Annotated in this window: 28 protein-coding genes; 11 read left to right on the top strand and 17 right to left on the bottom strand. The window is 62.0% G+C overall.

The window, feature by feature from the left end:
• Positions 1-63 precede the first annotated feature (63 nt).
• Entirely contained in the window at positions 64-1,107 is a 1,044-nt protein-coding gene (locus CD932_RS14085) for a rod shape-determining protein (RefSeq protein ID WP_010393186.1), read from the bottom strand.
• A gap of 351 nt (positions 1,108-1,458) precedes the next feature.
• Between CD932_RS14085 and gatC the strand changes: the two genes are divergently transcribed.
• The 4 genes from gatC (at position 1,459) to CD932_RS14065 (ending at position 5,943) form a co-directional block, all read left to right on the top strand.
• The gene (gatC, locus tag CD932_RS14080) at positions 1,459-1,761 is read left to right on the top strand and encodes an Asp-tRNA(Asn)/Glu-tRNA(Gln) amidotransferase subunit GatC (RefSeq protein WP_094443168.1); all 303 of its coding nucleotides are present in this window, start codon (positions 1,459-1,461) and stop codon (positions 1,759-1,761) included.
• A 61-nt stretch (positions 1,762-1,822) separates the two neighbouring features.
• The gene (gene gatA / locus CD932_RS14075) at positions 1,823-3,307 is read left to right on the top strand and encodes an Asp-tRNA(Asn)/Glu-tRNA(Gln) amidotransferase subunit GatA (RefSeq protein WP_094443167.1); all 1,485 of its coding nucleotides are present in this window, start codon (positions 1,823-1,825) and stop codon (positions 3,305-3,307) included.
• 24 nt (positions 3,308-3,331) lie between these two features.
• Positions 3,332-4,792: an Asp-tRNA(Asn)/Glu-tRNA(Gln) amidotransferase subunit GatB gene (gene gatB, locus CD932_RS14070; protein WP_094443166.1), complete on the top strand. Its 1,461-nt coding sequence runs from the start codon at positions 3,332-3,334 to the stop codon at positions 4,790-4,792.
• A gap of 104 nt (positions 4,793-4,896) precedes the next feature.
• Positions 4,897-5,943, top strand: coding sequence for an oxidoreductase (locus tag CD932_RS14065; RefSeq protein WP_094443165.1), 1,047 nt, complete (start codon positions 4,897-4,899; stop codon positions 5,941-5,943).
• Between the two features lie 4 nt (positions 5,944-5,947).
• Here the strand turns inward: CD932_RS14065 and CD932_RS14060 are convergent, their stop codons facing one another.
• The 3 genes from CD932_RS14060 to CD932_RS14050 form a co-directional block, all read right to left on the bottom strand.
• On the bottom strand, positions 5,948-6,409 hold the full coding sequence (locus tag CD932_RS14060) for a hypothetical protein (RefSeq protein ID WP_094443164.1): 462 nt from the start codon (positions 6,407-6,409) through the stop codon (positions 5,948-5,950).
• A 14-nt stretch (positions 6,410-6,423) separates the two neighbouring features.
• Positions 6,424-6,615, bottom strand: a complete 192-nt coding sequence (locus CD932_RS14055; protein ID WP_094443163.1) for a YqaE/Pmp3 family membrane protein — start codon at positions 6,613-6,615, stop codon at positions 6,424-6,426.
• 85 nt (positions 6,616-6,700) lie between these two features.
• Positions 6,701-7,594 (bottom strand): LysR substrate-binding domain-containing protein, encoded by an 894-nt coding sequence (locus CD932_RS14050; RefSeq protein WP_094443162.1) that lies wholly within the window; start codon positions 7,592-7,594, stop codon positions 6,701-6,703.
• 124 nt (positions 7,595-7,718) lie between these two features.
• Between CD932_RS14050 and CD932_RS14045 the strand changes: the two genes are divergently transcribed.
• Genes CD932_RS14045 through CD932_RS28855 form a run of 5 tightly spaced genes read left to right on the top strand, consistent with a single transcriptional unit; the run spans position 7,719 to position 9,780 of the window.
• Complete coding sequence (locus CD932_RS14045) at positions 7,719-8,462, top strand: sulfite exporter TauE/SafE family protein (protein ID WP_094443161.1); 744 nt, start codon at positions 7,719-7,721, stop codon at positions 8,460-8,462.
• 22 nt (positions 8,463-8,484) lie between these two features.
• Positions 8,485-8,763: a hypothetical protein gene (locus CD932_RS28265; protein ID WP_141213249.1), complete on the top strand. Its 279-nt coding sequence runs from the start codon at positions 8,485-8,487 to the stop codon at positions 8,761-8,763.
• The gene (locus CD932_RS14040; RefSeq protein WP_094443160.1) at positions 8,744-9,172 is read left to right on the top strand and encodes a hypothetical protein; all 429 of its coding nucleotides are present in this window, start codon (positions 8,744-8,746) and stop codon (positions 9,170-9,172) included. The genes CD932_RS28265 and CD932_RS14040 overlap by 20 nt, the downstream gene beginning before the upstream one ends.
• Before the next feature lie 9 nt (positions 9,173-9,181).
• Entirely contained in the window at positions 9,182-9,469 is a 288-nt protein-coding gene (locus CD932_RS14035) for a type II toxin-antitoxin system RelE/ParE family toxin (RefSeq protein ID WP_094443159.1), read from the top strand.
• Positions 9,448-9,780, top strand: coding sequence for a hypothetical protein (locus CD932_RS28855; RefSeq protein ID WP_176460954.1), 333 nt, complete (start codon positions 9,448-9,450; stop codon positions 9,778-9,780). The genes CD932_RS14035 and CD932_RS28855 overlap by 22 nt, the downstream gene beginning before the upstream one ends.
• On the opposite strand, the gene pyrE is transcribed toward CD932_RS28855, so the two are convergent.
• Positions 9,768-10,430 carry an orotate phosphoribosyltransferase gene (gene pyrE / locus CD932_RS14025; RefSeq protein WP_094443158.1) on the bottom strand — a complete coding sequence of 221 codons (663 nt, stop codon included), beginning with the start codon at positions 10,428-10,430 and terminating at the stop codon, positions 9,768-9,770. The genes CD932_RS28855 and pyrE overlap by 13 nt on opposite strands.
• A gap of 107 nt (positions 10,431-10,537) precedes the next feature.
• On the opposite strand from pyrE, the gene CD932_RS14020 reads away from it, so the two are divergent.
• Positions 10,538-11,314, top strand: a complete 777-nt coding sequence (locus CD932_RS14020) for an exodeoxyribonuclease III (protein WP_094443157.1) — start codon at positions 10,538-10,540, stop codon at positions 11,312-11,314.
• A 3-nt stretch (positions 11,315-11,317) separates the two neighbouring features.
• Here CD932_RS14020 and CD932_RS14015 read toward each other — a convergent pair whose 3' ends face one another.
• From CD932_RS14015 to CD932_RS13960, 12 genes are all read right to left on the bottom strand, one after another.
• Positions 11,318-12,205, bottom strand: a complete 888-nt coding sequence (locus tag CD932_RS14015) for a pseudouridine synthase (protein WP_094443156.1) — start codon at positions 12,203-12,205, stop codon at positions 11,318-11,320.
• A gap of 1 nt (position 12,206) precedes the next feature.
• The gene (locus tag CD932_RS14010; RefSeq protein ID WP_094443155.1) at positions 12,207-13,112 is read right to left on the bottom strand and encodes a M48 family metallopeptidase; all 906 of its coding nucleotides are present in this window, start codon (positions 13,110-13,112) and stop codon (positions 12,207-12,209) included.
• A 120-nt stretch (positions 13,113-13,232) separates the two neighbouring features.
• On the bottom strand, positions 13,233-13,847 hold the full coding sequence (gene metW, locus CD932_RS14005; RefSeq protein WP_094443154.1) for a methionine biosynthesis protein MetW: 615 nt from the start codon (positions 13,845-13,847) through the stop codon (positions 13,233-13,235).
• On the bottom strand, positions 13,844-15,043 hold the full coding sequence (locus CD932_RS14000) for a homoserine O-acetyltransferase (RefSeq protein WP_094443153.1): 1,200 nt from the start codon (positions 15,041-15,043) through the stop codon (positions 13,844-13,846). The genes metW and CD932_RS14000 overlap by 4 nt, the downstream gene beginning before the upstream one ends.
• Before the next feature lie 132 nt (positions 15,044-15,175).
• Entirely contained in the window at positions 15,176-16,918 is a 1,743-nt protein-coding gene (gene ptsP, locus CD932_RS13995) for a phosphoenolpyruvate--protein phosphotransferase (RefSeq protein WP_094443644.1), read from the bottom strand.
• A gap of 44 nt (positions 16,919-16,962) precedes the next feature.
• On the bottom strand, positions 16,963-17,232 hold the full coding sequence (locus tag CD932_RS13990; RefSeq protein WP_094443152.1) for an HPr family phosphocarrier protein: 270 nt from the start codon (positions 17,230-17,232) through the stop codon (positions 16,963-16,965).
• Positions 17,233-17,298: 66 nt separating this feature from the next.
• Positions 17,299-17,703, bottom strand: coding sequence for a PTS sugar transporter subunit IIA (locus CD932_RS13985; protein ID WP_094443151.1), 405 nt, complete (start codon positions 17,701-17,703; stop codon positions 17,299-17,301).
• Positions 17,704-17,712: 9 nt separating this feature from the next.
• Positions 17,713-18,675, bottom strand: a complete 963-nt coding sequence (gshB, locus tag CD932_RS13980) for a glutathione synthase (RefSeq protein ID WP_094443150.1) — start codon at positions 18,673-18,675, stop codon at positions 17,713-17,715.
• 99 nt (positions 18,676-18,774) lie between these two features.
• Positions 18,775-20,073, bottom strand: coding sequence for a glutamate--cysteine ligase (gene gshA / locus CD932_RS13975; RefSeq protein WP_094443149.1), 1,299 nt, complete (start codon positions 20,071-20,073; stop codon positions 18,775-18,777).
• Between the two features lie 213 nt (positions 20,074-20,286).
• Positions 20,287-21,837, bottom strand: coding sequence for an ammonium transporter (gene amt / locus CD932_RS13970; RefSeq protein WP_094443148.1), 1,551 nt, complete (start codon positions 21,835-21,837; stop codon positions 20,287-20,289).
• A gap of 11 nt (positions 21,838-21,848) precedes the next feature.
• Positions 21,849-22,187 (bottom strand): P-II family nitrogen regulator, encoded by a 339-nt coding sequence (locus CD932_RS13965; protein WP_065308187.1) that lies wholly within the window; start codon positions 22,185-22,187, stop codon positions 21,849-21,851.
• A gap of 11 nt (positions 22,188-22,198) precedes the next feature.
• On the bottom strand, positions 22,199-22,966 hold the full coding sequence (locus CD932_RS13960) for a TorF family putative porin (protein WP_094443147.1): 768 nt from the start codon (positions 22,964-22,966) through the stop codon (positions 22,199-22,201).
• Positions 22,967-23,233: 267 nt separating this feature from the next.
• Here CD932_RS13960 and CD932_RS13955 point away from each other — a divergent pair, with 267 nt between their 5' ends.
• Positions 23,234-23,503 (top strand): accessory factor UbiK family protein, encoded by a 270-nt coding sequence (locus tag CD932_RS13955; protein ID WP_094443146.1) that lies wholly within the window; start codon positions 23,234-23,236, stop codon positions 23,501-23,503.
• Positions 23,504-23,532: the final 29 nt, after the last annotated feature.

Here is a 23,532-nt window from a genome sequence, read left to right as displayed (position 1 = left end):
GGGCGCCGGGCCAACGCCGGTGCCAAAACCAGGCCGTATCATGTGCCGGCCCTTTTCGTCAGATTATTCGTAGGAGAAGATCGAGCCGAGCTTGTCCATACGTTCCAGCGCCATGCCGGACCCGCGCACCACGCAGGTCAGCGGGTCTTCGGCCACCAGCACCGGCAGGCCGGTTTCCTCCATCAGCAGGCGGTCCAGGTCGCGCAGCAGTGCACCGCCACCGGTCAGCATCATGCCTTTTTCGGCGATATCGGCGCCCAGTTCCGGCGGCGTCTGTTCCAGCGCGTTCTTCACGGCCGAGACGATATTGTTCAGCGGGTCGGTCAGCGCTTCGAGGATCTCGTTCGACGAAATGGTAAACGAGCGCGGAATACCTTCGGACAGGTTGCGGCCTTTCACTTCCATTTCCTTCACTTCCGAACCCGGGAAAGCCGAACCGATGGCCTTCTTGATCGCTTCGGCCGTCTGTTCGCCGATCAGCATGCCGTAGTTGCGGCGGATGTAATTGACGATGGCTTCATCGAACTTGTCGCCACCGACGCGCACCGAACCTTTGTAGACCATGCCGCCGAGCGAAATGATGCCTACTTCCGTCGTGCCACCGCCGATGTCGACCACCATCGAGCCGGTCGCTTCAGAGACCGGCAAGCCGGCGCCGATGGCCGCAGCCATCGGCTCTTCGATCAGGTAGACCTGCGAAGCGCCGGCGCCCAGCGCCGATTCGCGGATCGCGCGGCGTTCCACCTGGGTCGAGCCGCACGGCACGCAGATGATGATGCGCGGCGACGGACGGAAAAATTTCGAATCATGCACCATGCGGATGAACTGCTTGAGCATCTGCTCGGTGACGGTGAAGTCGGCGATCACGCCATCTTTCATCGGACGGATCGCTTCGATATTGCCCGGCACCTTGCCCAGCATCTGCTTGGCTTCCTTGCCGACTGCCTGGATGGTCTTCTTGCCGTTCGGGCCGCCTTCCTGGCGGATCGCGACGACCGACGGTTCGTCCAGGACGATACCGAGGCCGCGTACATAAATCAGGGTGTTGGCCGTGCCCAAGTCAATGGCCAGATCGGTGGAGATATACCTGCGTAAAAAACCAAACATGAGTGTCCTGTAGCGCATCGAGCTGCGCAAAAGCTGTTTATGGGGAGTTTCAAAGCGGGCGCTTTCAGGCTCCTTCGAAAACCCGTGCAGGCGTTTTTCGGCGGTTCGCTTGGCGCTTGCGCAATCGTTTCTATGCTGCGGCAGCAGTCCATCGGCGCCGGCAACGCATTAACCCGCCATTCTACCTTATAATTTGAATGCGATTTGCCCGAAAACCATGGAAAAGTGCGACCCCGGCCGCCGCAAATTAGGCGGCATTTCCGAGTTTTTGTGAGCAAAAGAGCAGTAAATACCCGCGCTTTATCAAAGCGCCAACTTAAATACTATTGCGTGCACTGCGCGCCTTTCGCCATGTCCCTGACACTCTCCGATGTAAAACGCATTGCCCATTTGGCACAACTCGACATGGCCGACGACCAGGCCGCCACGTCTTTGGAACAATTGAATAAAATTTTTGCGCTGGCAGAACAAATGCAAGCCGTCGATACCGAGGGCGTCGCGCCCCTGAGCCACCCGCTGGCCGCCCATATGGACAATATTGCGCTGCGCCTGCGCGAAGACCGGGCCACGGAAAGCAATCACCGCGAGGCCTACCAGGCGGTGGCGCCGAAAGTCCAGGACGGCCTCTACCTCGTCCCCAAGGTGATCGAGTAAGCATCGCGCCAAAGCGGCGCCCCGCCTTAGTCTCCCTGTCGAATATCAATATAGAAACGCCATGCATACAAAATCCATCAAACAACTGTCCGCGCTCTTGCAGAACAAGGAAATTTCCGCCGTGGCACTGGCGACGCATTTCCTCGACCGCATCGCCGCCGACGACTCGAACGCCTTCCTGCACGTCGACCGTGCGCTGACCCTGGCACAGGCCGCAGCGGCCGACGCGCGCATCGCCGCCGGCACCGCCACCGCCCTGACGGGCGTGCCGATCGCGCACAAGGATCTGTTTGTCACCCAAGGCTGGCGCACCACGGCCGGCTCGATGATGCTGGCCGACTACGTCAGCCCGTTCGACGCCACGGTGGTGGAAAAATGCCTGGCCGCCGGCATGGTCAGCCTGGGCAAGCTCAATTGCGACGAATTCGCCATGGGCTCGGGCAACGAGAACTCGGCCTTCGGCGCTGTGAAAAACCCGTGGGACGCCGCTGCCGTGCCGGGCGGCTCGTCGGGCGGCTCGGCCGCCGCCGTCGCCGCGCGCCTGGCGCCAGTAGCCACCGGTACCGATACAGGCGGCTCGATCCGCCAGCCAGCAGCGTTTTGCGGCATTACCGGCATCAAGCCCACCTATGGCCGCGTATCGCGCTTCGGCATGATCGCCTTTGCCTCTTCGCTCGACCAGGGCGGCCCGATGGCGAAAACCGCCGAAGACTGCGCACTGCTGCTGAACGTGATCGCCGGCTTCGACGAACGCGATTCGACCAGCCTTACGCCGGAACAAGGGGGAGTGACGGAAGACTTTACGCGCGAGCTCGCTCAACCTTTGAGCGGCCTGCGCATCGGCGTGCCGCGCGAATACTTCGGCGACGGCCTGGCCGCAGACGTGGACGCGGCCGTGCGCGGTGCGCTGGCGCAATACGAACAGCTGGGCGCGACCCTGGTCGATATCTCGCTGCCAAACACGGCGCTGTCGATTCCCGCCTATTACATGATCGCGCCGGCCGAAGCGTCGTCCAACCTGTCGCGCTATGACGGCGTGCGCTACGGCCACCGCGCCAGTGCCTACAAGGACCTGCAGGACATGTACAAGAAAAGCCGCGCCGAAGGCTTTGGCGCCGAAGTCAAGCGCCGCATCATGGTCGGCACCTATGTGCTGTGCCACGGCTATTACGACGCCTATTATCTGAAGGCGCAAAAGATCCGCCGCCTGATCGCGCAGGACTTCGAAGCGGTGCTCAACGGCCCGAACGCCGTGTGCGACGTGATCATGGGACCGGTCGCACCAAGCGTGGCCTGGGACCTGGGCGACAAGACCGACGACCCGGTGGCGAACTACCTGGCCGACATCTACACCCTGTCGACCAGCCTGGCCGGCCTGCCCGGCATGTCGATCCCCTGCGGCTTCGGCGCGGGCGAGAAAAACAGCAAGCGCCCGGTCGGCCTGCAAATCATCGGCAACTACTTTGGCGAGGCCAGGCTGCTGAACGTGGCCCACCAGTACCAGCTGGTGACGGACTGGCACACGCGCGCGCCCGCCGGCGTTTAACTGATAAAAAGAAGCGAGAACACTATGCAATGGGAAGTCGTCATCGGTCTTGAGAACCACGTGCAGCTCACGACCGACTCCAAAATTTTCAGCGGTTCGCCGATCAAGTACGGCGCCGAGGCCAACACCCAGGCCAGCCCGGTCGACCTGGCGCTGCCGGGCGTGCTGCCGGTCATGAACAAGCAGGCGGTCGAGCGCGCCATCCGTTTCGGCCTGGCCGTGGGCGCCACCGTGGCACCACATTCGGTCTTCGCGCGCAAGAACTATTTTTACCCCGATTCGCCGAAGGGCTACCAGATCAGCCAGTTCGAAGACCCGGTCGTGATTGGCGGCGCCCTGACCTTCGGCTACGAAAAGGATGGCCAATTCGTTACCAAAACCGTCAACCTGACGCGCGCCCACCTGGAAGAAGACGCCGGCAAGTCGCTGCATGAAGATTACGCCGGCATGAGCGGCATCGATCTGAACCGCGCCGGCACGCCGCTGCTGGAAATCGTCTCGGAACCGGAAATTCGCAGCGCCGCCGAAGCCGTGGCCTACGCCAAGGCGCTGCACTCGCTGGTGATGTGGCTTGGTGTGTGCGACGGCAACATGCAGGAAGGCTCGTTCCGCTGCGACGTCAACGTCTCGGTGCGCCCGGTCGGCCAGAAGGAATTCGGCACCCGCTGCGAAATCAAGAACCTGAACTCGTTCCGCTTTATCGAAGAAGCCGTGCACGTCGAAGTGCGCCGCCAGATCGAGCTGATCGAAGACGGCGGCAAGGTGGTGCAGGCGACGCGCCTGTACGACCCGGACCGCAAGGAAACACGCGAAATGCGCAGCAAGGAAGACGCCCAGGATTACCGCTACTTCCCCGATCCTGACCTGCCGCCGCTGGTCATCTCGCCCGAGTGGATCGCCCGCGTGAAAGCCGACATGCCGGAACTGCCGGCCGCCATGCGCGAGCGCTTTATCAGCGACTATGCGCTGCCCGACTATGACGCTCTGGTGCTGACGCAGTCGAAAGCGATGGCCACCTATTTCGTTGCCGTGGTCGACAAGGCCGGCCAGGACAACGCCAAGGCCGCCGCCAACTGGCTGATGGGCGACGTCGCCTCGACCGTCAACCGCGAAGGCGTGGACCTCGACGCGGCGCCGGTGTCGCCGGCCCAGCTTGCCGCCATGTTGAAACGCATCGCCGACGGCACGATCTCGAACAAGGCGGCAAAAGAAGTGTTCGCAGGCATGTGGGAAGCGAAGTCCAGCGATGAGAACCTGGTCGACGCCATCATCGACGCCAAGGGCCTGAAACAGATCTCGGACACGGGCGCCCTGGCGGCCATCGTCGACGAAGTGCTGGCCGCCAACGCCAAGTCGGTCGAGCAGTACCGCGCCGGCAAGGAAGCGGCCATCAATGCGCTGATCGGCCAGGCCATGAAGGCCTCGAAAGGCAAGGCCAACCCGGCCCAGCTGACCGAACTGCTGAAATCCAAGCTGGCTGGCTGATCAGCTTAGCTCCCCATGAAAAGGACGCTGCGGCGTCCTTTTCTTTTGGAGCAGGAGCACTTGCAGGTATGATCATGGCATCTTTCACGCACAGTAAATCAGCCATGAACAAAATCAAAACCGGCCTGGTGGGCTACGGCTTTGCCGGCTCTACCTTCCACGCTCCCGTCCTGGCCACCGTCAATGCATTGGCACTGACGGCTGTCGCGTCCAGCAAGCCGGAGCTTGTGCACAAGGACTGGCCGGAAGCGACGGTATATGCCGATCCGGCACAGCTGTTTGCCGATGATTCCATCGAACTGGTGGTGATCGCCGCGCCCAACGAGGCGCATTTCAGCCTGGCGCAGGCGGCCCTGCAGGCGGGCAAACATGTGGTGGTCGACAAGCCGTTCACCATTACCTGCATTGAGGCGCAGACGCTGATAGCCCTGGCCAAAGAACGCAAGCTGGTGCTCAGCGTGTATCACAACCGCCGCTGGGATGGCGACTTTCTCACCTTGAAAGCGCTGCTGGCGCAAGGTACCCTGGGCCGCATCACCAGTGTTGAATCGCATTTCGACCGTTTCCGTCCCGAGATCCGCCAGCGCTGGCGCGAGTCCGCCGCGCCCGGCGGTGGCCTGCTGTACGACCTGGGGCCGCATATGCTGGACCAGGCGCTGCAACTGTTCGGCATGCCGAAAAAACTGTATGCCGATATCGATCTGCAGCGCGATGGCGCGCAGGCAGTCGACTACCTGCATATCGTCCTGTATTACGAGCGCCTGCGCGTGGTGCTGCAAGCGGGCTGTCTGGTCAAGGCGCCGACGGCACGCTTTGCCGTGCATGGGGACCAGGGCAGCTTCGTGAAATTCGGCCTCGATCCGCAGGAAGACGCCTTGCGCGCGGGCGGTCGTCCGGGCCAGCCGGGCTGGGGCGAGGATGGCGTGCGCGGTGCGCTGCACCTGGGCACGCAGCCGGACGGCCAGTGCGAGCATCTGGACCTGCAGCCTGGCCGCTACCAGGATTTCTACCAGGGCATGGCCGACGCCATCCGCGAAGGCAAGCCGGCGCCGGTGGCCGCCGAAGATGCGCTGGCGACCATCAGGCTGATCGAACTGGCGCTGCAAAGTGCCACAGAAGGCCGCGTGCTGAACGTGTCAACTGCGGCGTAAGCCCTCAGGACTGGTTGGTGCCGGCCGGCCAGACCAGTTCCATATGGGTCGAAGCGCCCTGTTTCACCTGCACCTTGCGTTCCAAAGTCTTGCCGGCCAAGGTGGCGCGCAGACTGTAGCTGCCCGGCGCCAGGCGCGCCAGCAGATACGGCCCGCTGGCGGTGGCGTCCAGCGCCAGCGCGCCTTTCGCATCGCGAATTTCCAGCTTCACGTCGGACGCAAATTGCGCGCGCGCGGCGGACTGCACGGAAAACACCAGACTCAATGGCCACTGGCCGCTGGCGCTCTTGATGGCCGTCGATTCGTCGAGGCCGATGCCGCCGCTCAGGTACTCGACCGCGCCGCTTTTCTGCACCGGCGGCAGCGCGCCTTCGGCCTGCGCCAGGGCGGTGCCATGCAGGCTGGCAGCCAGCAGGGCCGCGCCCAACAAGGCGGCAACACGATGACTGCGTGCAAAACTGTACATGATGGTCTCCAGGGTCAATAACGGCGGGTGGCTTCGGCGATCTTCTGGTCGGTCTTGAACTGGCTCAGCGCATACACGGCCCAGATGGTAGCCGGCAGCCAGCCGATCAGGGTGATTTGCAGGATCAGGCAGATGATGCCGGCGATCGGGCGACCGATGGTGAAAAAGGTCAGCCATGGAAGAATCAGGGCAATCAATAAACGCATGGTGTGTTCCTTGGGTTGTGCTTGAATAAAATCGATTATAGGCGAGTCATGTCGGCCTGTCCGCGCGCCATCGCACACTACACAATCAGGCCTGCAGATGCTCGACCAACTGGCGCGCGTACGAGGATAATTCGCTGAACTGGCGCACGCAGATGGTCAGATTGCGCACCGACCAGGCATCGGATAATTCGAGGCAGCGCAGCGCCATCGTCTGCTGGCAGCGGCGCGCAGCCGACTGCGGCACCACGGCGACCCCGGCACCGCTGGCCACCATGCGGCAGACGGCGTCGAAACTGCGCAGGCGCACGCGCACTGTCAAGGGCCGCCCCAGGCGCGCCGCCTGCAGGCCCAGGTACTGCTGCAGCGCGCTGTCGTCGGCCAGGCCAATGAAATCATGATCGAGCAGCGACGCAAAATCGACGGCTTGCGCGTCGCCGATGGCGCAGTGATGCCTCCCCTCAAAGGCCGCAATCGCCACCAGCCGGTCGGGCCGGAACAAAAACGTCTGCAAGCCGCGCAGGTCGACCGAATCGGAGACGATGCCCATATCGGCCAGACCTTCCGAGACGCCCTTGACGATATCGTAGCTGAGCCGCTCTTCCAGGTCGATGGTGAGGTTGGGATGGCGCTCCAGGAACGTGGCCAGCGCCTCGGGCAAAAATTCGCTGAGCGCCGAGGTATTGCACAGCAGGCGCAGCTGCCCTTTGAGGCCACGCGCAAATTCGCCGAGCTCGCCGCGCAGCTTGTCCATCTGCAGCAGCACCAGCCGCGCATGGTGCAGCAGGGTCTGGCCGGCCGGTGTGACTGTTACGCCGCGCCGCCCGCGCAGCAGCAGCGGCATGCCCAGCGCGTCTTCCATGCCGCGCACGCGGGCACTGGCGGACGCCAGCGCCAGGTGGCTGCGCGCGGCGCCCGCCGTCAGGCTACCCTCTTCCAGCACATGCACGAACAGCTGCAAATCGACCAGATCGAAACGCATGATTCCCTCCTGCCGCCATCTTAGCAGCCTTCGTTTCAAACTGAGGCTGGTGCTCGATAATCGCGCTTTCCAAACCGCGCAGGCACGCGCAGAATCGCCCCACCCTCACTACTTGACACCAATCATGGAAACCTCGTTGCTGCTGGCCATCGGCGCCAGTTTTATTCTCGCTGGCTTCGTCAAGGGCGTAGTGGGCCTGGGCTTGCCGACGGTGGCCATGGGCCTGCTCAGCCTGGTGATGCCGCCGGTAGAGGCCGCCGCCCTCCTGATCGTGCCGTCGATGGTGACCAATGTCTGGCAACTGGCCACAGGCCCCGGCCTGGGTGCCCTGCTGCACCGGCTATGGCCCTTGCTGGCCTGCACCATGGCTGGCACCCTGCTTGGCGGCGCGCTGCTGCCGCAAGACAGCGGGGCGTGGGCCGTGGTGGCGCTGGGCGTGGCATTGATGGCGTATGCGCTGGCGGGACTGTGTTCGCTGCGGCTGGCGGTGGCACCGCGCCATGAACGGCTGCTGGCGCCCCTGATCGGCGCGCTGACGGGCCTGGTGACGGCGGCCACCGGCGTGTTCGTGATACCGGCCGTGCCGTATCTGCAAGGCCTGGGGCTGCAGCGCGATGCGCTGGTGCAGGCGCTGGGCCTGGCGTTTACGGCATCGACCGTGGCGCTGGCAGCCAGCCTGGCGCTGCAAGGCAATTTCCACCTGGGTGACGCGCAGGCGTCAGGCTACGCGCTGCTGCCGGCGCTGGCCGGCATGCTGGCAGGCCAGTGGCTGCGCGGGCGCATTGCGCCGGAGCTGTTCAAAAAGTACTTTTTTGCCGGCCTGTTTGCGCTGGGCCTGCATTCGGCGATCAAACCGTGGCTGGAATAAACAACCTCAATCGAGACCCAAGATGGATGCCACCGACGATTCCAGCTGTTCCACCAACTCCGGCTGCATGAACTTGTCGGGGAGAACACAGAATTCGAAAAAAATCGGACGCCAAGCCGTGCCTGATCCGGTTTTGCGTTCCGTTGCGCCAGGACGTGCCATGTTCGCGCAAGCAGCCTTATGTCAATTTCTTGGCGCGGCCAACAAAATCGGTCCTTGCAATCTTCTATTATTTGCGGATAATCCAACTATTGTACGTTCCGCACACAGAGGGAAAAAGCATGACGACCGAAACGATTGACCACACCACCCTGACCAAGCTGGCCGAGGCCGGCGTTGTACGCAGCGCACACGTGGTCGGCCAGAACGGCGGCTGGGGCATCCTGGTCAAATACGGCATGACCGAGCGCGCCCTGGCGACGCAGCGCAGCCACCAGGTGCGGATCTTCCGCAAGCTCGAAACGCTGGTCGAATACCTGAAAGGGGTCGGTATCGCGCGCTTCGACGTGGACGCCGTGAACTACGACCCGCACAGCGCCAGCACCGCCAAGCGCCCGGATCGCGCCGCCGCCATGAAGGACGCGCACGCAGCGGCCGCCTACACGAAATGGCTCAAGGCCGAGGTGCAGGAGGCCATCGACGACACCAGCCCGACCATCCCGCATGACGAGGCGATGCGCCAGGTTCGCGCCGCGATCAAGTTGGCATAAGGAAAGCGCGTGCACGCCATCCACTGGAAAAAACAAGCCATCAACGATCTGATCAGGATCGGCCAGCACATCGCCAAGGACAGCCCGACCAGTGCCGGAAAAATGATTGACCTCATCGAGGGCAAGGTGACGCCGCTCGCGACCCATCCGAACCTCGGCCGCACCGGGCGAAAGCGCGGCACCCACGAGCTGGTGGCGCACGAAAGCTATATCGTGATCTACCGGGTACTGACCAAGAAAATCGAAATCCTGCGCGTCAAGCACACGGCGCAGCAATGGCCGCCAGCGACGATATAGCGCCCGATTTTTTCCATTTCCTCCGTTCTCCCCTTGTAGTCGTCCGGGATATCGAGCACATGGATGGTCTTGTGTCAAAGCAGGCGGCCGAACTGCGCGCGCAGGCGCGACTGGTGTTTTTCTTCCCTCACGAAGATGACGTCGCACCAGCCCACATCCTGCTCGCTGACGGGATGGCGCGCATTGCTGCTGGTGCCGCCAGAACGTACGGACAGCGCGGGATGGCGGCGCCATACCCGCTGCGCCGTGGGGCTGCGCTACTGGTTGCTGCTGCAGACAAACAGGACGTTCAAGGGCTTCAGATCCCGTAGCGCGTACGGTAGGCGGAAACGGCTTGCTTGTATTTGAGCAGTTCCGGATCGGCGCCATCGCCGTTCAGGTAAGCGAACAGGTCGTCGAGGTTGCCGATCGAGATGACAGGAATGCCATATTGTTTCGTCACTTCCTGCACTGCGGAACTTGGCGACAGCTGGCCGTCCGGCCCGGAACGTTCCATGCGGTCGAGCGCGATCAGCACGGCGCACGGTTCGGCGCCGGCGGCGCGTATCATGTCCACCGATTCGCGCACCGAGGTGCCGGCCGAGATCACGTCGTCGATGATGACGACCTTGCCAGCAAGCCTGGCGCCGACGATGGTGCCGCCTTCGCCATGGTCCTTGGCTTCCTTGCGGTTGAAGGCGAACGAGGTGTTGCGGCCCTTGCCGGCCAGCGCCACGGCGGTGGCCGAGGCCAGGGTGATGCCCTTGTAGGCGGGGCCGAACAGCATGTCGAATTCGACACCGGAATCGAGCAGGGTCTGGGCGTAGAACTGGGCCAGTTCGGCCAGGGTGGCGCCGTCATGGAACAGGCCCGCGTTGAAGAAGTACGGCGACTGGCGCCCGGCCTTGGTGGTGAACTCGCCGAACCGCAAGACTCCCTTGGATACCGAAAACGCGATAAACTGCTGGCGTAAATTATTCACATGAGCCTCATTTTTTAAAAGTGCCTGTATTTTAATCCGCGCGCACCGGCGAGACAATCGCCATGCCGCGCCGCCCCTTGCGGCCCGCGCCCTTTCCCTTGCCTTCTATGCCAAAAATTATCTCCGCCAACCTGAACGGCATCCGTTCCGCCGCCAAAAAAGGCTTTTTCAACTGGATGGGCACGCAAACGGCCGACTTCATCTGCGTGCAGGAACTCAAGGCGCAACTGCCCGACATGACGCCCGAGTTTCTCAACCCGCACGGCTACCATGGCCATTTTCACTACGCCGAAAAGAAGGGATATTCCGGCACCGGCGTCTACAGCAAGGTGGAGCCGGATGCCGTGCATATCGGTTTCGGCTGCCCTGAATTCGACGCCGAAGGGCGCTATGTGCGCTGCGACTTCGGCAATCTGTCGGTCATTTCCGTCTACTGCCCTTCCGGCTCGTCCGGCCCCGAACGCCAGGAAGCCAAGTTCCGCTTTATGGAAGTGTTCCTGCCGCACCTGCTGACATTAAAGGCGCTGGGGCGCGAAGTGGTGATCTGCGGCGACTGGAATATCGCCCACCACGAGATCGACCTGAAGAACTGGAAGGGCAACAAGAAGAACTCGGGCTTCCTGCCGGAAGAGCGCGCATGGCTTACGCGCGTATTCGATGAAGTGGGCTTTGTCGACGTGCACCGTGGCCTCGACAAGCGCGAAGATCAATATACCTGGTGGAGCAACCGTGGCCAGGCCTATGCGAAAAACGTCGGCTGGCGCATCGATTACCACGTCGCCACGCCTGGCATCGCGGCGCAGGCGCATACGGTCAGCGTGTACAAGGACGAGCGGTTTTCCGATCACGCGCCGCTGATCATCGATTACACGACCCGGGCGTAAGGCCTACAGGCTGCGCCGGCTCTCGAAGCGGCGCAGTTCTCCCGTCAAGGGATCGGCAAAGGCAATCGCCCGCGCCAGCAGCTGCAAGGGCTGCGACATGTCGTCCTCCTTGCACGGCAGCGCCACCGGATAAAACGCATCGTTGACGATGGGGATGCCCAGCGACGCCAGGTGCACGCGCAGCTGGTGCTTGCGCCCCGTGTGCGGCTGCAAGCGGTACAGATTCAAGTCGCCACGCTCTTCGATGACATCGATGATGGTTTCCGAGTTCGCCTCGCCCGCCTCCTCGCGCATGATGAAGAACTTGTCGCCGTCGACCATGCGGCTGCGGTAGGTGAACGGAAAATCGCGGCCGTGCAGACGCGGCGCCAGCGCTTCATAGACCTTGTGGATTTCACGGCGCTGGAACAGCGTCTGGTAGGCGCCACGGCTGGCCTGGCGGCGCGAAAAAATCACCACGCCGGCCGTTTCGCGGTCCAGGCGGTGGATCGGCGTCAGTTCGGCGCAAGCGAGTTTTTTCTTCAGGCGCGTCAACAAGGTCTCCTGCACGAAGCGCCCGCCAGGGGTCATCGGCAGGAAATGCGGCTTGTCGACCACCACCAGGTGCTCGTCCTGGAACAGGATCTGTTCCTGGAACGGAATCGGCGTTTCGCGTTCCAGCTCGCGGTAATAAAAGATGCGCATGCCGCGCCGGTAGGCACTGGTCGGCAGCAGTTGCTCGCCGTCGCCATTGACCACATCGCCGCGCGCCATGCGTTCGATCCACTGGGCCGCGCTGACCTGCGGGTAGCGCTCGACCAGGAACGCCAGCATGTCGGGCCACTGCCCTTCGGGCAGCCACAAATAGCTGGCCGCCACGCCATCGCGCATCGGCAGTGGAGACGCCGTCATGTCAGCGCGAGGCGACGGCGTTGCTGCGGTAGGCCGGCAGCTCGTTGACCGACACGCCCCTGGTGCGTGCGTACAGTGGCAGCACCTGCGCCATATGGCTGTTCATCTGCGAAATGCGGTCCTTGCCCGACGGGTGGGTCGACAGGAATTCCGGTGGTGCGCCCTTGTTCAGCGCGGCCATTTTCTGCCACAGGATGACGCCGGCGCGCGGATCAAAACCGGCGCGCGCGGCCAGGTCCATGCCGATCAGGTCCGCTTCGCGCTCGTCGTCGCGCGAGAACTTCAGCATCACGCCTTGCGCCGCCATATTGGTGGCGGTGCTGGTGATGCTCGGGTCCACGCCCAGCCAGGCCGACAGGCCGGCGCCGGCCAGCTTGGCGCCGACGGCGGCCAGGTTGCCCTTGCCGGCCTGGGCTTGCGAGTGTTCGCGCAGCGCATGCGAGATTTCATGACCCATGACGATGGCCACTTCGTCGTCGGTGAGGTTGAGCTTGGTGATAATGCCGCTGTAGAAGGCGATCTGCCCGCCCGGCATGCAAAAAGCGTTGACCTGGTCGGAATTGAGCAGGTTGACCTGCCAGTTCCAGTTGGCGGCCGCCTCGTTCCAGCGCGTGGCGAACGGAATGATACGCTGGGCAATGGCGCGCAGGCGCTTGACCTGCGGGTCGCCGTCGGGCACCAGCGCATTTTTTTCCTTCGCTTCGTTGACCAGCTGCGTATATTGTTGCTTCGATTGTTCGTTGAAATCGACGCCGCCGGCAAAGATGCGCGAGCTCGACAGGGGACGTACCTGGATGCCGTCCTGCACCACGGCCTGCGCCAGCGCCGGCAGGGGCGCAAACGCGGTGGCCGCGCACAGGCTGGCGAGCACGGTAAATCGTTTCAAAGTGGATCGGGTTGGCGTCATTTGATCAAGCTCCATGAATCAGGGTTAACAGTGCCCGCGCTGGCGGGCCAATCTTGTACATTAGCATACAGGTTGGCCGCCATCTTGCACTACACCAAGCTTCGCGTGCGGCCTGGTGTCTCAGTGCACGGCTTTCTTGCGCAGCCGGAACACCGCCAGGTCGCCGCGCAGATTGGGCAGCACGGACACCATCTTGCCTTCGGCCAGGGCCACGCAATCGATCACTTCCAGGCCGCATTCCTCGGCCAGTTCGCGAAAGTCGTTGATCGTGGCGCAGCGCACGTTGGGCGTATCGTACCACTGGTAGGGCAGCGATTTCGACACCGGCATGCGGCCCTTGAGCAAGGAGACGCGGTGCGGCCAGTAGGCGAAATTCGGGAATGAGACGATGGCCTCGGTACCGACGCGCACGATGTCGCGCAGCAGCGGCTCGACCTGCTTCATCATCTGCAGCGACGACAGGCACAGCACGGTGTCAAAACTGTTGTCGCCGAAAATCGCCAGTCCTTTTTCCATGTCCTGCTGGATCACCTGCACGCCGCGGCGGGTGCTGGCCAGCACCTTGTCGTCGGCGATCTCCAGCCCGTAGCCGCTGCAGCCCTTGCCGCTGCTTTGCAGGTATTCGAGCATCACGCCGTCGCCGCAGCCGACGTCAAGCACATGGGCCTGGTCCGGCACCCAGTGGGCGATAAAGGCCAGGTCGGGGCGCAGCGCGCTCAGTTCTTCGAAATTCATGCGATCTCCTTCGCGCCCTGGCGCACGGCGGTATGGTGTACGGTGGCCGGCAGGCCGGCCTCGATCTCGTGCCACACCTGGCCGTAGTAGGCGCGCACCATGTTCATGTAGCGCGCGTCTTCCAGCAAAAAGGCGTCGTGGCCGTGCGGCGCATCGATCTCGGCATACGTCACCTGGCGGCGGTTGCACACCAGCGCCTCGACGATTTCGCGGCTGCGTTCGGGCGAAAAGCGCCAATCGGTGGAAAACGAAGCGATGAAAAATTTCGCCTTTGTACCGGCCAGCGCCCTGGCCAGGTTGCCGCCATGGGCGCGCGCCGGATCGAAATAGTCGAGCGCCTTGGTAATCAATAAATACGTGTTGGCGTCAAAATACTCGGAGAACTTGTCGCCCTGGTAGCGCAGATACGATTCGATCTCGAAATCGATGCCGAAGCCGAATTTGTAGGCGCCCGTTTGCGCCGCGTCGCGCAGCTTGCGGCCGAATTTTTCGGCCATGTCGTCGTTTGACAGATAGGTGATATGGCCGACCATGCGCGCCACGCGCAGGCCGTTCTTCGGCACCACGCCGTGTTCATAAAAGTCGCCGCCATGGTAGTCGGGGTCGGACAGGATCGCCTGGCGCGCCACGTCGTTGAAGGCGATATTTTGCGCCGACAGCTTGGCCGTCGAGGCGATCACCACGCAGTGGCGCAAGCGCTCGGGATACATGATGCTCCAGGCCAGCGCCTGCATGCCGCCCAGCGAGCCGCCCATCACGGCGGCGAACTGATTGATGCCCAGTTCATCGGCCAGGCGCGCCTGCGCGCTGACCCAGTCCTCCACCGTCACCACGGGAAACGCGGCGCCATACGGCTTGCCGGTGGCCGGGTTGACATGCATGGGGCCGGTCGAGCCGAAACAGGAACCGAGGTTGTTCACGCCAATCACAAAAAACCGGTCGGTGTCGAGCGGTTTGCCCGGGCCCACCATATTGTCCCACCAGCCGGTGCTTTTCGGCTCGCCTTCATAGGTGCCGGCCACATGGTGCGAGGCGTTCAGTGCGTGGCAGACCAGCACCGCGTTCGATTTGTCGGCGTTCAGGGTGCCGTAGGTTTCATACATCAACAGATAGTCCCGCAGCGAGGCGCCGCTTTGCAGCTGCAGGGGTTGCGCAAAATACATGGTTTGCGGCGAAACGATTCCAATGGATGACATGTGCGTGTCGGTTTATCTAGGGGGCGGCCCCACGGGCCATGATCGATGCGGAGTCGCGATGAAAGGCTCCGCAGCTTCAGCAGGACGCATCTTGCCGCGCGCAATGCGTCCTGCTGGTGTTGAAACGACAGTTTACATCAGCTGCAGCTGGTGGACCGCTTCGGCAATCACATTTGGCTCCATCGAGCGCATGATTTTGCGCATTTGTGGCGCGATCAGCGCCAGGTCGCTATTGAGGATCTCCTGCTTGACGGCCAGCAACTGGGCCGGATGCATGGAAAACTCGCGCAGGCCCAGGCCCAGCAGCAAGCGCGTGAGCTTGACGTCGCCGGCCATTTCGCCGCAGACGGCCACGTCGATGCCCGCCTTGTGGCCGGCAGCGATCGTCATCGAGATCAGTTGCAGCACGGCCGGATGCAGCGGGTTGTACAAATGCGCCACTTCGTAGTCGACCCGGTCGATCGCCAGGGTGTACTGGATCAGGTCATTGGTGCCGATCGACAGAAAATCGAGCCGCTTGACGAACATCGGCAGCGCCAGCGCGGCGGCCGGGATCTCGATCATGGCGCCCACTTCGACGGCCTCGTCGAACTTGACGCCCTCTTCGCGCAGGCTCGCCTTGGCCTGCGCGATCATCGCCAGCGACTGGTCGATCTCGAAGGCGTGCGCCAGCATCGGGATCAGGATGCGCACCTTGCCGTAGGCCGAGGCGCGCAAAATGGCGCGCAGCTGGGTCAGGAACAGCTGCGGTTCGGCCAGGCAGTAGCGGATCGCGCGCAGGCCCAGCGCAGGGTTCAGCGCCGTATGGTCGGACTGATCGAGCGGCTTGTCGGCGCCGATGTCGAGCGTGCGGATGGTGACCACCTTGCCCTTCATCGACAGCACCGTCTGGCGGTAGGCTTCGAACTGCTCGTCCTCGGACGGGATCTTGTGGGCGCGGCCCATGAACAAAAATTCGGAGCGGAACAGGCCCACGCCGACCGCGCCCGATTCGAGCGCAAAGGCGCAGTCGTCGGGCAGTTCGATATTGGCCAGCAGCGTCACGGCCGTGCCGCATTTGGTGACGGCCGGGGTTTTCTTGAGCTTGCCCAGCTTTTTGCGCGCGCGCTGCATCGCCACCTGGCGCTCGCGGTATTGCTCGAGCACCAGCGCACTGGGGTTGGCGATCACCACGCCGGCGTCGCCGTCGATGATCAGCCAGTCGTCCTGTTCGATCAGGGTCGAGGCCTGCGACATGCCGACCGCCGCCGGAATGTCGAGGCTGCGCGCGACGATGGCCGTGTGCGAATTCTGCCCGCCGACATCGGTAATGAAGCCGACAAACGAGCGGTCGCGGAACTGCAGCATGTCGGCCGGCGAGATATCGTGCGCAACGACAATCATCTGCGCCGTGAATTCGTCTTCGGCCGCCGCCTTGGGCAACAGCTGCTCGGTGCCCAGCAAGACTTTCAATACCCGTTCGGCCACCTGCTGGATGTCGGCCTTGCGCTCGCGCAGATACGGATCTTCGATTTCGTCGAACTGGGCCGACAACTCATCGATTTGCGTCAGCAGCGCCCATTCGGCGTTGTAGTGGCGCGAGCGGATGATGTCGAGCGGCGCCTCGGAAATCATGGGATCGGAGAGGATCAGCGCATGCACATCGATAAAGGCGCCCAGCTCGGTGGGGGCGTCTTTCGGCAGCTCGTTCCACAGGGTCTGCAATTCCTTGTGGACGGCGGCAATCGCGTTTTGCAGGCGCAATACCTCGCCCTCGATCTGTTCCTGGGCGACCAGGTAATGCTTGACGTCAAGGGCGGCCGGCGCCAGCAAATGCGCGCGGCCGATGGCGATGCCGCGCGAGACGGGAATGCCGTGGAGCGTGAAAGATGCCATGGGATGACCTGTGGGAAGGCGGCTGCGGCTGCGTTCGGCGGACATTACTCGCCTTCGCCAAACCTGTCGTTGATCAGGGCGGTCAGGGCCTCGACGCAGGCCTCTTCATCGGCGCCGTCCGCTTCCAGGGTCACTTTCGCGCCCTTGCCGGCGGCCAGCATCATCACGCCCATGATGGACTTGGCGTTGATGCGGCGCGCATTGCGGGTCAGCCAGACATCGCTCTTGTAGCGTGCGGCCATCTGGGTGAATTTGGCCGAGGCGCGTGCATGCAGGCCCAGTTTGTTGATGATTTCGAGTTCTTTTTGAATCATTTTTGTCTAGTCTCTATTCCTGAAAAAAAACTCCCGCCGCCTTCAGCGCGGCGGCCATGGCCTGCTTTATTCGCCGACGCGAATGCGGTTGTCGACGCGTACGGCGCCGCTTTGCGCACCGGCCAGCGCCATCTCGACCACCACGTCGAGCGTGTCGCGGCGGTACGTGATGGCGCGCAGCAGCATCGGCAGGCTGATGCCGGCGATCACTTCCACGCGGCCCGCATCGGCCAGCTTGTTACAGCAGTTCGACGGCGTGCCGCCTTTGACATCGGTGATCACCAGTACGCCGGCACCATCGTCGAGGCGACAGATGGCGGCCGAGGCCAGTTGCTGAACCTCGGCCAGGTCCTGGTCGGCCAGCACGTCGATCGCTTCAAAACGCTCGGTCGGTCCGCGAAACACGTGCGCGCAGGCGGCAATGAATGCCTGGCCCAGCGGCGCGTGTGTCATGAGCAAAATCCCTACCATATGGTTTCCTTATGCCGCGTGCGCCGCAGACTGCGCCACGCCCTGCTCGACCGCATCGACAAACATGGCGGCCACATCAAAACCGGTCTGCTGCGTAATTTCCTGGAAGCAGGTCGGGCTGGTGACGTTCACTTCCGTCAGGTAGTCGCCGATCACGTCCAATCCTACCAGCATCAGGCCACGTCCGGCGAGGATGGGGCCGAGCTTTTCGGCGATTTCCAGGTCGCGCGCCGTCAGTGGCTGGGCCACGCCCTTGCCGCCGGCGGCCAGGTTGCCGCGCACTTCGCCGCCTTGCGGGATGCGCGCCAGGCAATACGGCACCGGTTTGCCGCCGATCACCAGGATGCGCTTGTCGCCCTTGTCGATGTCGGCGATAAAACGCTGGGCCATAATGGTCTGCGCGCCGTTGTCGGTCAGGGTCTCGATGATGGCGCCCAGATTCAGGGCGTCGGCCTTGACGCGGAAGATGCCGGTGCCGCCCATGCCGTCGAGCGGCTTGAAGATGACATCCTGGTGTTTGGCGTGGAAGGCGCGCAGGCGCGCTTCGTTCGACGTCACCAGGGTCGGCGACGTGAATTGCGAAAACTGCGCGATAGCCAGCTTTTCATTGTTGTCGCGAATCGCCGACGGCTTGTTGAACACGCGCGCGCCCTGCTTTTCGGCCAGTTCCAGCAAATAGGTGCCGTACACATATTCCATGTCGAACGGCGGGTCCTTGCGCTCGATGATGGCGTCAAACACGGACAGGCGCACTTCCTCGGTCGCCACTACCTTGTACCAGTCATGCTCGTCGCCGGTCAGGGTGATCTGTTGCACCTGCGCCGTGACGATGCCTTCTTCCAGCGCCATGTTCTTCTGCTCGAAAGCGTAGATGGCGTGGCCGCGGCGGGCCGCTTCGCGCATCATGGCGAAAGTGGAATCTTTGTAGGTCTTGAAGCCTGCCAGCGGATCGGCGAGGAATGCAATTTTCATGAGGCGGTCCAGTCGGAATGCGGGAAGAAGAAGGCTTGATTCTAGCCGAGATCGCCAGGCGGGGTGCTGCTCCCGCCGGGCCGGTCCTGCGTCAGCGCATCAATACACTTCGGGATTGGGGTCCGTGCGTTCCATTTCCAGCGACGCCGCCAGCAAAGCCAGGCGCGCCACCACGCCGTAGACATAGAAGCGGTTCGGCGCGGCCGTGCCGGGCTTGGCTTTCAGGTCCGGCACCGCATGCTGCTGGGCAAACGCCAGCGGCACATATTGCGAGCCCGGCGCGTTCAGGTTCTGGTCCACGCCCTTCTCCGCGTGCACGCGGTAAAAGCCGCCCACCACATAGCGGTCGATCATGTAGACGACCGGCTCGGCCACCGCATCCTTGATGCTTTCAAAGGTCGGCACGCCTTCCTGGATGATGACGTCGGTCACCAGTTGGCCATCCTTGACGATGGACATTTTTTCGCGCTGCTTGCGCGACAGGTCGCGCACTTCGCTGGCATCGCGCACCGTCATGATGCCGGTGCCATAGGTTCCCGCGTCGGGCTTGACGATGACGAACGGCTTTTCCTTGATGCCATATTCCTTGTACTTCTTGCGTATCTTGGCCAGCAACACATCGACGCCGGCGGCCAGCGCGTCTTCGCCCTCGCCTTCCTGGAAGTTCACGCCGCTGCATTTGGCGTGGAAGGGGTTCAGCATCCACGGATCGACGTCGATCATCTTGCAGAACTTTTTCACCACTTCATCGTAGGCCGCGTAGTGGTTGCTCTTGCGGCGCAAGGCCCAGCCCGCATGCAAGGGCGGCAGCAAGCTTTGCTCATGAATGTTTTGCAGGATCTCGGGGATGCCGTCGGACAAATCGTTGTTCAGCAGAATCGTGCACGGATCGAAATCCTTCAGGCCCAGGCGGCGGCCATTGTTCAGGCGCACCAGCGGCTCGATCACCAGCATATTGCCGTCCGGCAGGGCCAGCGGCGTGGGCTGGGTGATCTCGGGCGACCAGGAACCGAAACGCACATGCAGCCCCGTCTGGCGGAAGATCTGCATCAGCCGCGCCACGTTCTGCAGATACTGCGGCGTGGTGTTGTGCAATTCCGGCACGATCAGCAGGTTGCGGGCATCCGGGCAATATTTGTCGATGGCAGCCATCGCCGCCTGCACCGACAGCGGCAGCATTTCGGTGGCCAGGTTATGAAAGCCGCCAGGGAACAGATTGGTGTCGACCGGGGCCAGCTTGTAGCCGGCATTGCGCAAGTCAACCGAGCAATAGAAGGGCGGCGTGTGCTCTTGCCATTCCATGCGGAACCAGCGCTCGATGGCGGGCGTGGCGGCGAGAATCTTTTTTTCGAGGTCGAGCAGCGGTCCGGTCAGGGCCGTGACGAGATGGGGAACCATAGTTACATCCTTAAATTATGTGCAGTATTCAAAAAAGCACACAGAACTGCCGACTATATTACCGTGTAAGTAGCCCAAATCGGGGCATAAGCCTTGTTTTAAAGGTCTCATCGTTGCCGTGCACAAAAAAAAAGGCGCCTCGATGAGGCGCCTTTCAGGCAAAACAACACTGATACGTTGCGCCGCAGCGCGGCCGTATCAGGAAATTAACAATTAACCGTGGTAAGCCTGCTCGCCATGGCTGCTGATATCCAGGCCTTCACGCTCTTCTTCTTCCGGTACGCGCAGGCCGATGACGATGTCGACCAGTTTATAGGCGATCACGGACACCAAGGCCGACCAGATGATGGTGGTGCCGACGGCCTGGGTTTGCACCCACACTTGATGGCCGATCGAATACGGGTCGGCCGACATTTTGTTGGTGACGTAGTCGAAAATGCCCTGGCCGCCCAGTTGTGGCGCGGCAAACACACCGGTCAGGATGGCGCCCAGGATGCCGCCGACGCCGTGCACGCCGAATACGTCGAGCGAATCGTCGGCGCCGATGAGGCGTTTCAGGCCAGTCACGCCCCACAGGCAGATCACGCCAGCGAGCAGACCGATGACCAGGCCACCCATCGGGCCGACATAACCGGCCGCAGGAGTGATGGCCACCAGGCCGGCAACCGCGCCGGAAGCGCCGCCCAGCATCGATGGCTTGCCTTTGGTAATCCATTCACCGAAGACCCACGACAACGTGGCGGCGGCGGTGGCCAGCAGGGTGTTGACGAAAGCCAATGCAGCCAGGTCGCCCGCTTCCATCGAAGAACCGGCATTGAAACCGAACCAGCCTACCCACAGCAAGGACGCGCCGATCATGGTCATCGTCAGCGAGTGCGGCGCCATCGATTCGCGGCCGTAACCGACGCGTTTGCCGATCATGATCGCGCCAACCAGGCCAGCAACGGCGGCGTTGATGTGCACTACGGTGCCGCCGGCGAAGTCCAGCGCGCCTTTTTGCCAGATCCAGCCAGCCTTGGCCGCTTCGGTTGCGGCGGTGGTCGCATTGGTGATCAGGTCAGGACCGGTCCAGAACCAGACCATGTGCGCTGCGGGAATGTAGGCGAACGTAAACCACAGCACCACGAAGGCGAGGACGGCCGAGAACTTGGCGCGTTCGGCAAAGGCACCGATGATCAGCGCGCAGGTAATCGCGGCAAACGTGCCCTGGAAGGCGACGAAGACGAATTCAGGAATCACCACGCCCTTGGTAAAGGTGGCGGCGACGGCGAAGGTGCCGGTGGCCGGATCCCAGATGCCGTTCAGGAAAGAGCGCGCGAAGGTGCCGAAGAACGCATTGCCTTCGGTAAAGGCCAGCGAGTAGCCATACACGCACCACAGCACGATCACCAGCGCGAACACGACGAACACCTGCATCAGGATCGACAGCATGTTCTTGGAACGCACCAGGCCGCCGTAGAACAGGGCCAGGCCGGGTATCGTCATCAGGATTACCAGCAACGCACAGATCATCATGAAGCCGGTATCGCCTTTATTGGGCACCGGTGCGGCCGCAGGCGCGGCAGCGGGTGCCGGCGCGGCGGCGGTGGTGGCGGCCGGTGCGGCGGCAGGAACGGCCAATGGCGCCACTTCCGGCGTGGCGACGGCGGCCGTGGTGGCTGCTGGTTCGGTTTTCGCAGGCGCATCGGCAAAACTTGGCGCCGAGACGCCAAATGCAAACAGACAGGCTACCCCAGCCAGCAATTTTGTTATATTTTTGTGCATCAATATTCCCCTTAGAGCGCTTCGTTGCCGGTTTCACCGGTGCGGATACGGATGACTTGTTCCAGAGTAGTCACGAAAATCTTGCCATCGCCGATTTTACCGGTCCGCGCGGCACCTTCGATCGCTTCGATGGCCTGGTCGACGATGGCGTCATCGACGGCCGCTTCGATTTTGGTCTTTGGCAGGAAGTCGACCACATACTCGGCGCCACGGTACAGTTCCGTGTGGCCTTTCTGACGGCCAAAACCCTTCACTTCCGTGACGGTAATACCTTGCACATTAATAGCCGACAAGGCTTCGCGCACTTCGTCGAGCTTGAAGGGCTTGATGATCGCAGTAATCATTTTCATGGCAATCTCACTCAGAAAGTTTTGGAAACAGACAATACCAAGCCGGTTTTGGCCAGGTTTTTGCCATTTGGCGCCAGCGACACGATATTGGCCTTGACCGCAGCCAGCGACACCGTTACCACGCCATAGTCTTTCGTCACGCCGAGCTTGAAATCGTTGTAGCTGAGGGAGTCGTTATGCTCGACCTTTTGACGTCCTGCATGCAGATTCAACATGTAGCCATCATGCACTTCGACATTGGCGCCGACATCGAGGTAGCCGCTGTTCTTGCTGTTGGCCACACCGAACAGATTGCTGGTCGAATGCGAGTATTTGATGTAGACGGGACCAAATCCCACCTGGCCATACAGCTCGAAGGTATTGGCGTTGGTGCTCAGGCCGTTGGAAGGGTAGAAATAATACAGGCCGCCCACGTCGTAGCTCACGCCATCGGCGATCTCGCCGCGCTTGCCGCCGTAGATATCCCATTCCAGGTTGGTATCGCCACCGCCGTCCTTGATCCATTTGATGCTCGACAGCCAGGTGCCCAGGTACAGGCCGGTCGGATTGTTCGTGTAGTCGGCGCCGCCGCTGATCGCCGGTTGCAGACGGCTTTGCGAGATGCCGCGATAACGGTAGTCGCTGGACAGGGCCACGTTGTACGCCACCACATTGTCCGGTACTGGCTCGGCTGCGGCTGGCGCCGCGGCAGCTTCCTGGGCCATGGAAGCGCCACACATGGCGGACATGGCAAATGCCAGCGCAGCTGCTAAAGTCATCTTCTTGGACAGATTCTTCATGGCGATTCCCTTTTATTGAACTTTTAAAGCGGTTGAGGTTTAAAATCTGGTCTGGCGATCACAAAGCGTTCCAGGATCTATTAGCAGAATACGTGCCAGCTACATTGCCACCTTGACAGCTGCATTTCCGTCCATACATAGGCTTCAAGCCACAGGCAATGCGGCACCAGGAAATGAAAGCTTGTTGAACTGCCCACTTTCGCACCATATTAAGGCTGAAGTGCACCGCAATGGTGCGATGCACATGCCGCACCATAAGGACATACCATGGACATGAATACTTTCTTTAACGATTTGCAAGGCAAGATCCACCAGGCCATCGAAAATTCACCGGCCAAGGATATCGAGAAGAATGTGAAGTCGATGATGACCCAGGGCTTCGCCCGCCTGGACCTGGTCACGCGCGAGGAATTCGACATCCAGGCCCAGGTACTGGCCAAGACGCGCGCAAAACTCGATGCGCTGGAACTGCGCGTGATCGAACTGGAAACCCGCCTGAACGACAACAAAACCGTCAATGTCGGCAAGACCCTGTAAGACAACACGGTAGTACTGGCGAAAATCAA

This window comes from Janthinobacterium sp. PC23-8, assembly GCF_002250505.1.
In the GTDB taxonomy this organism is placed as follows: domain Bacteria; phylum Pseudomonadota; class Gammaproteobacteria; order Burkholderiales; family Burkholderiaceae_D; genus Janthinobacterium.
Note: the sequence above shows the minus strand (reverse complement) of the source record. Positions and strands in the feature narration are given on the sequence as shown.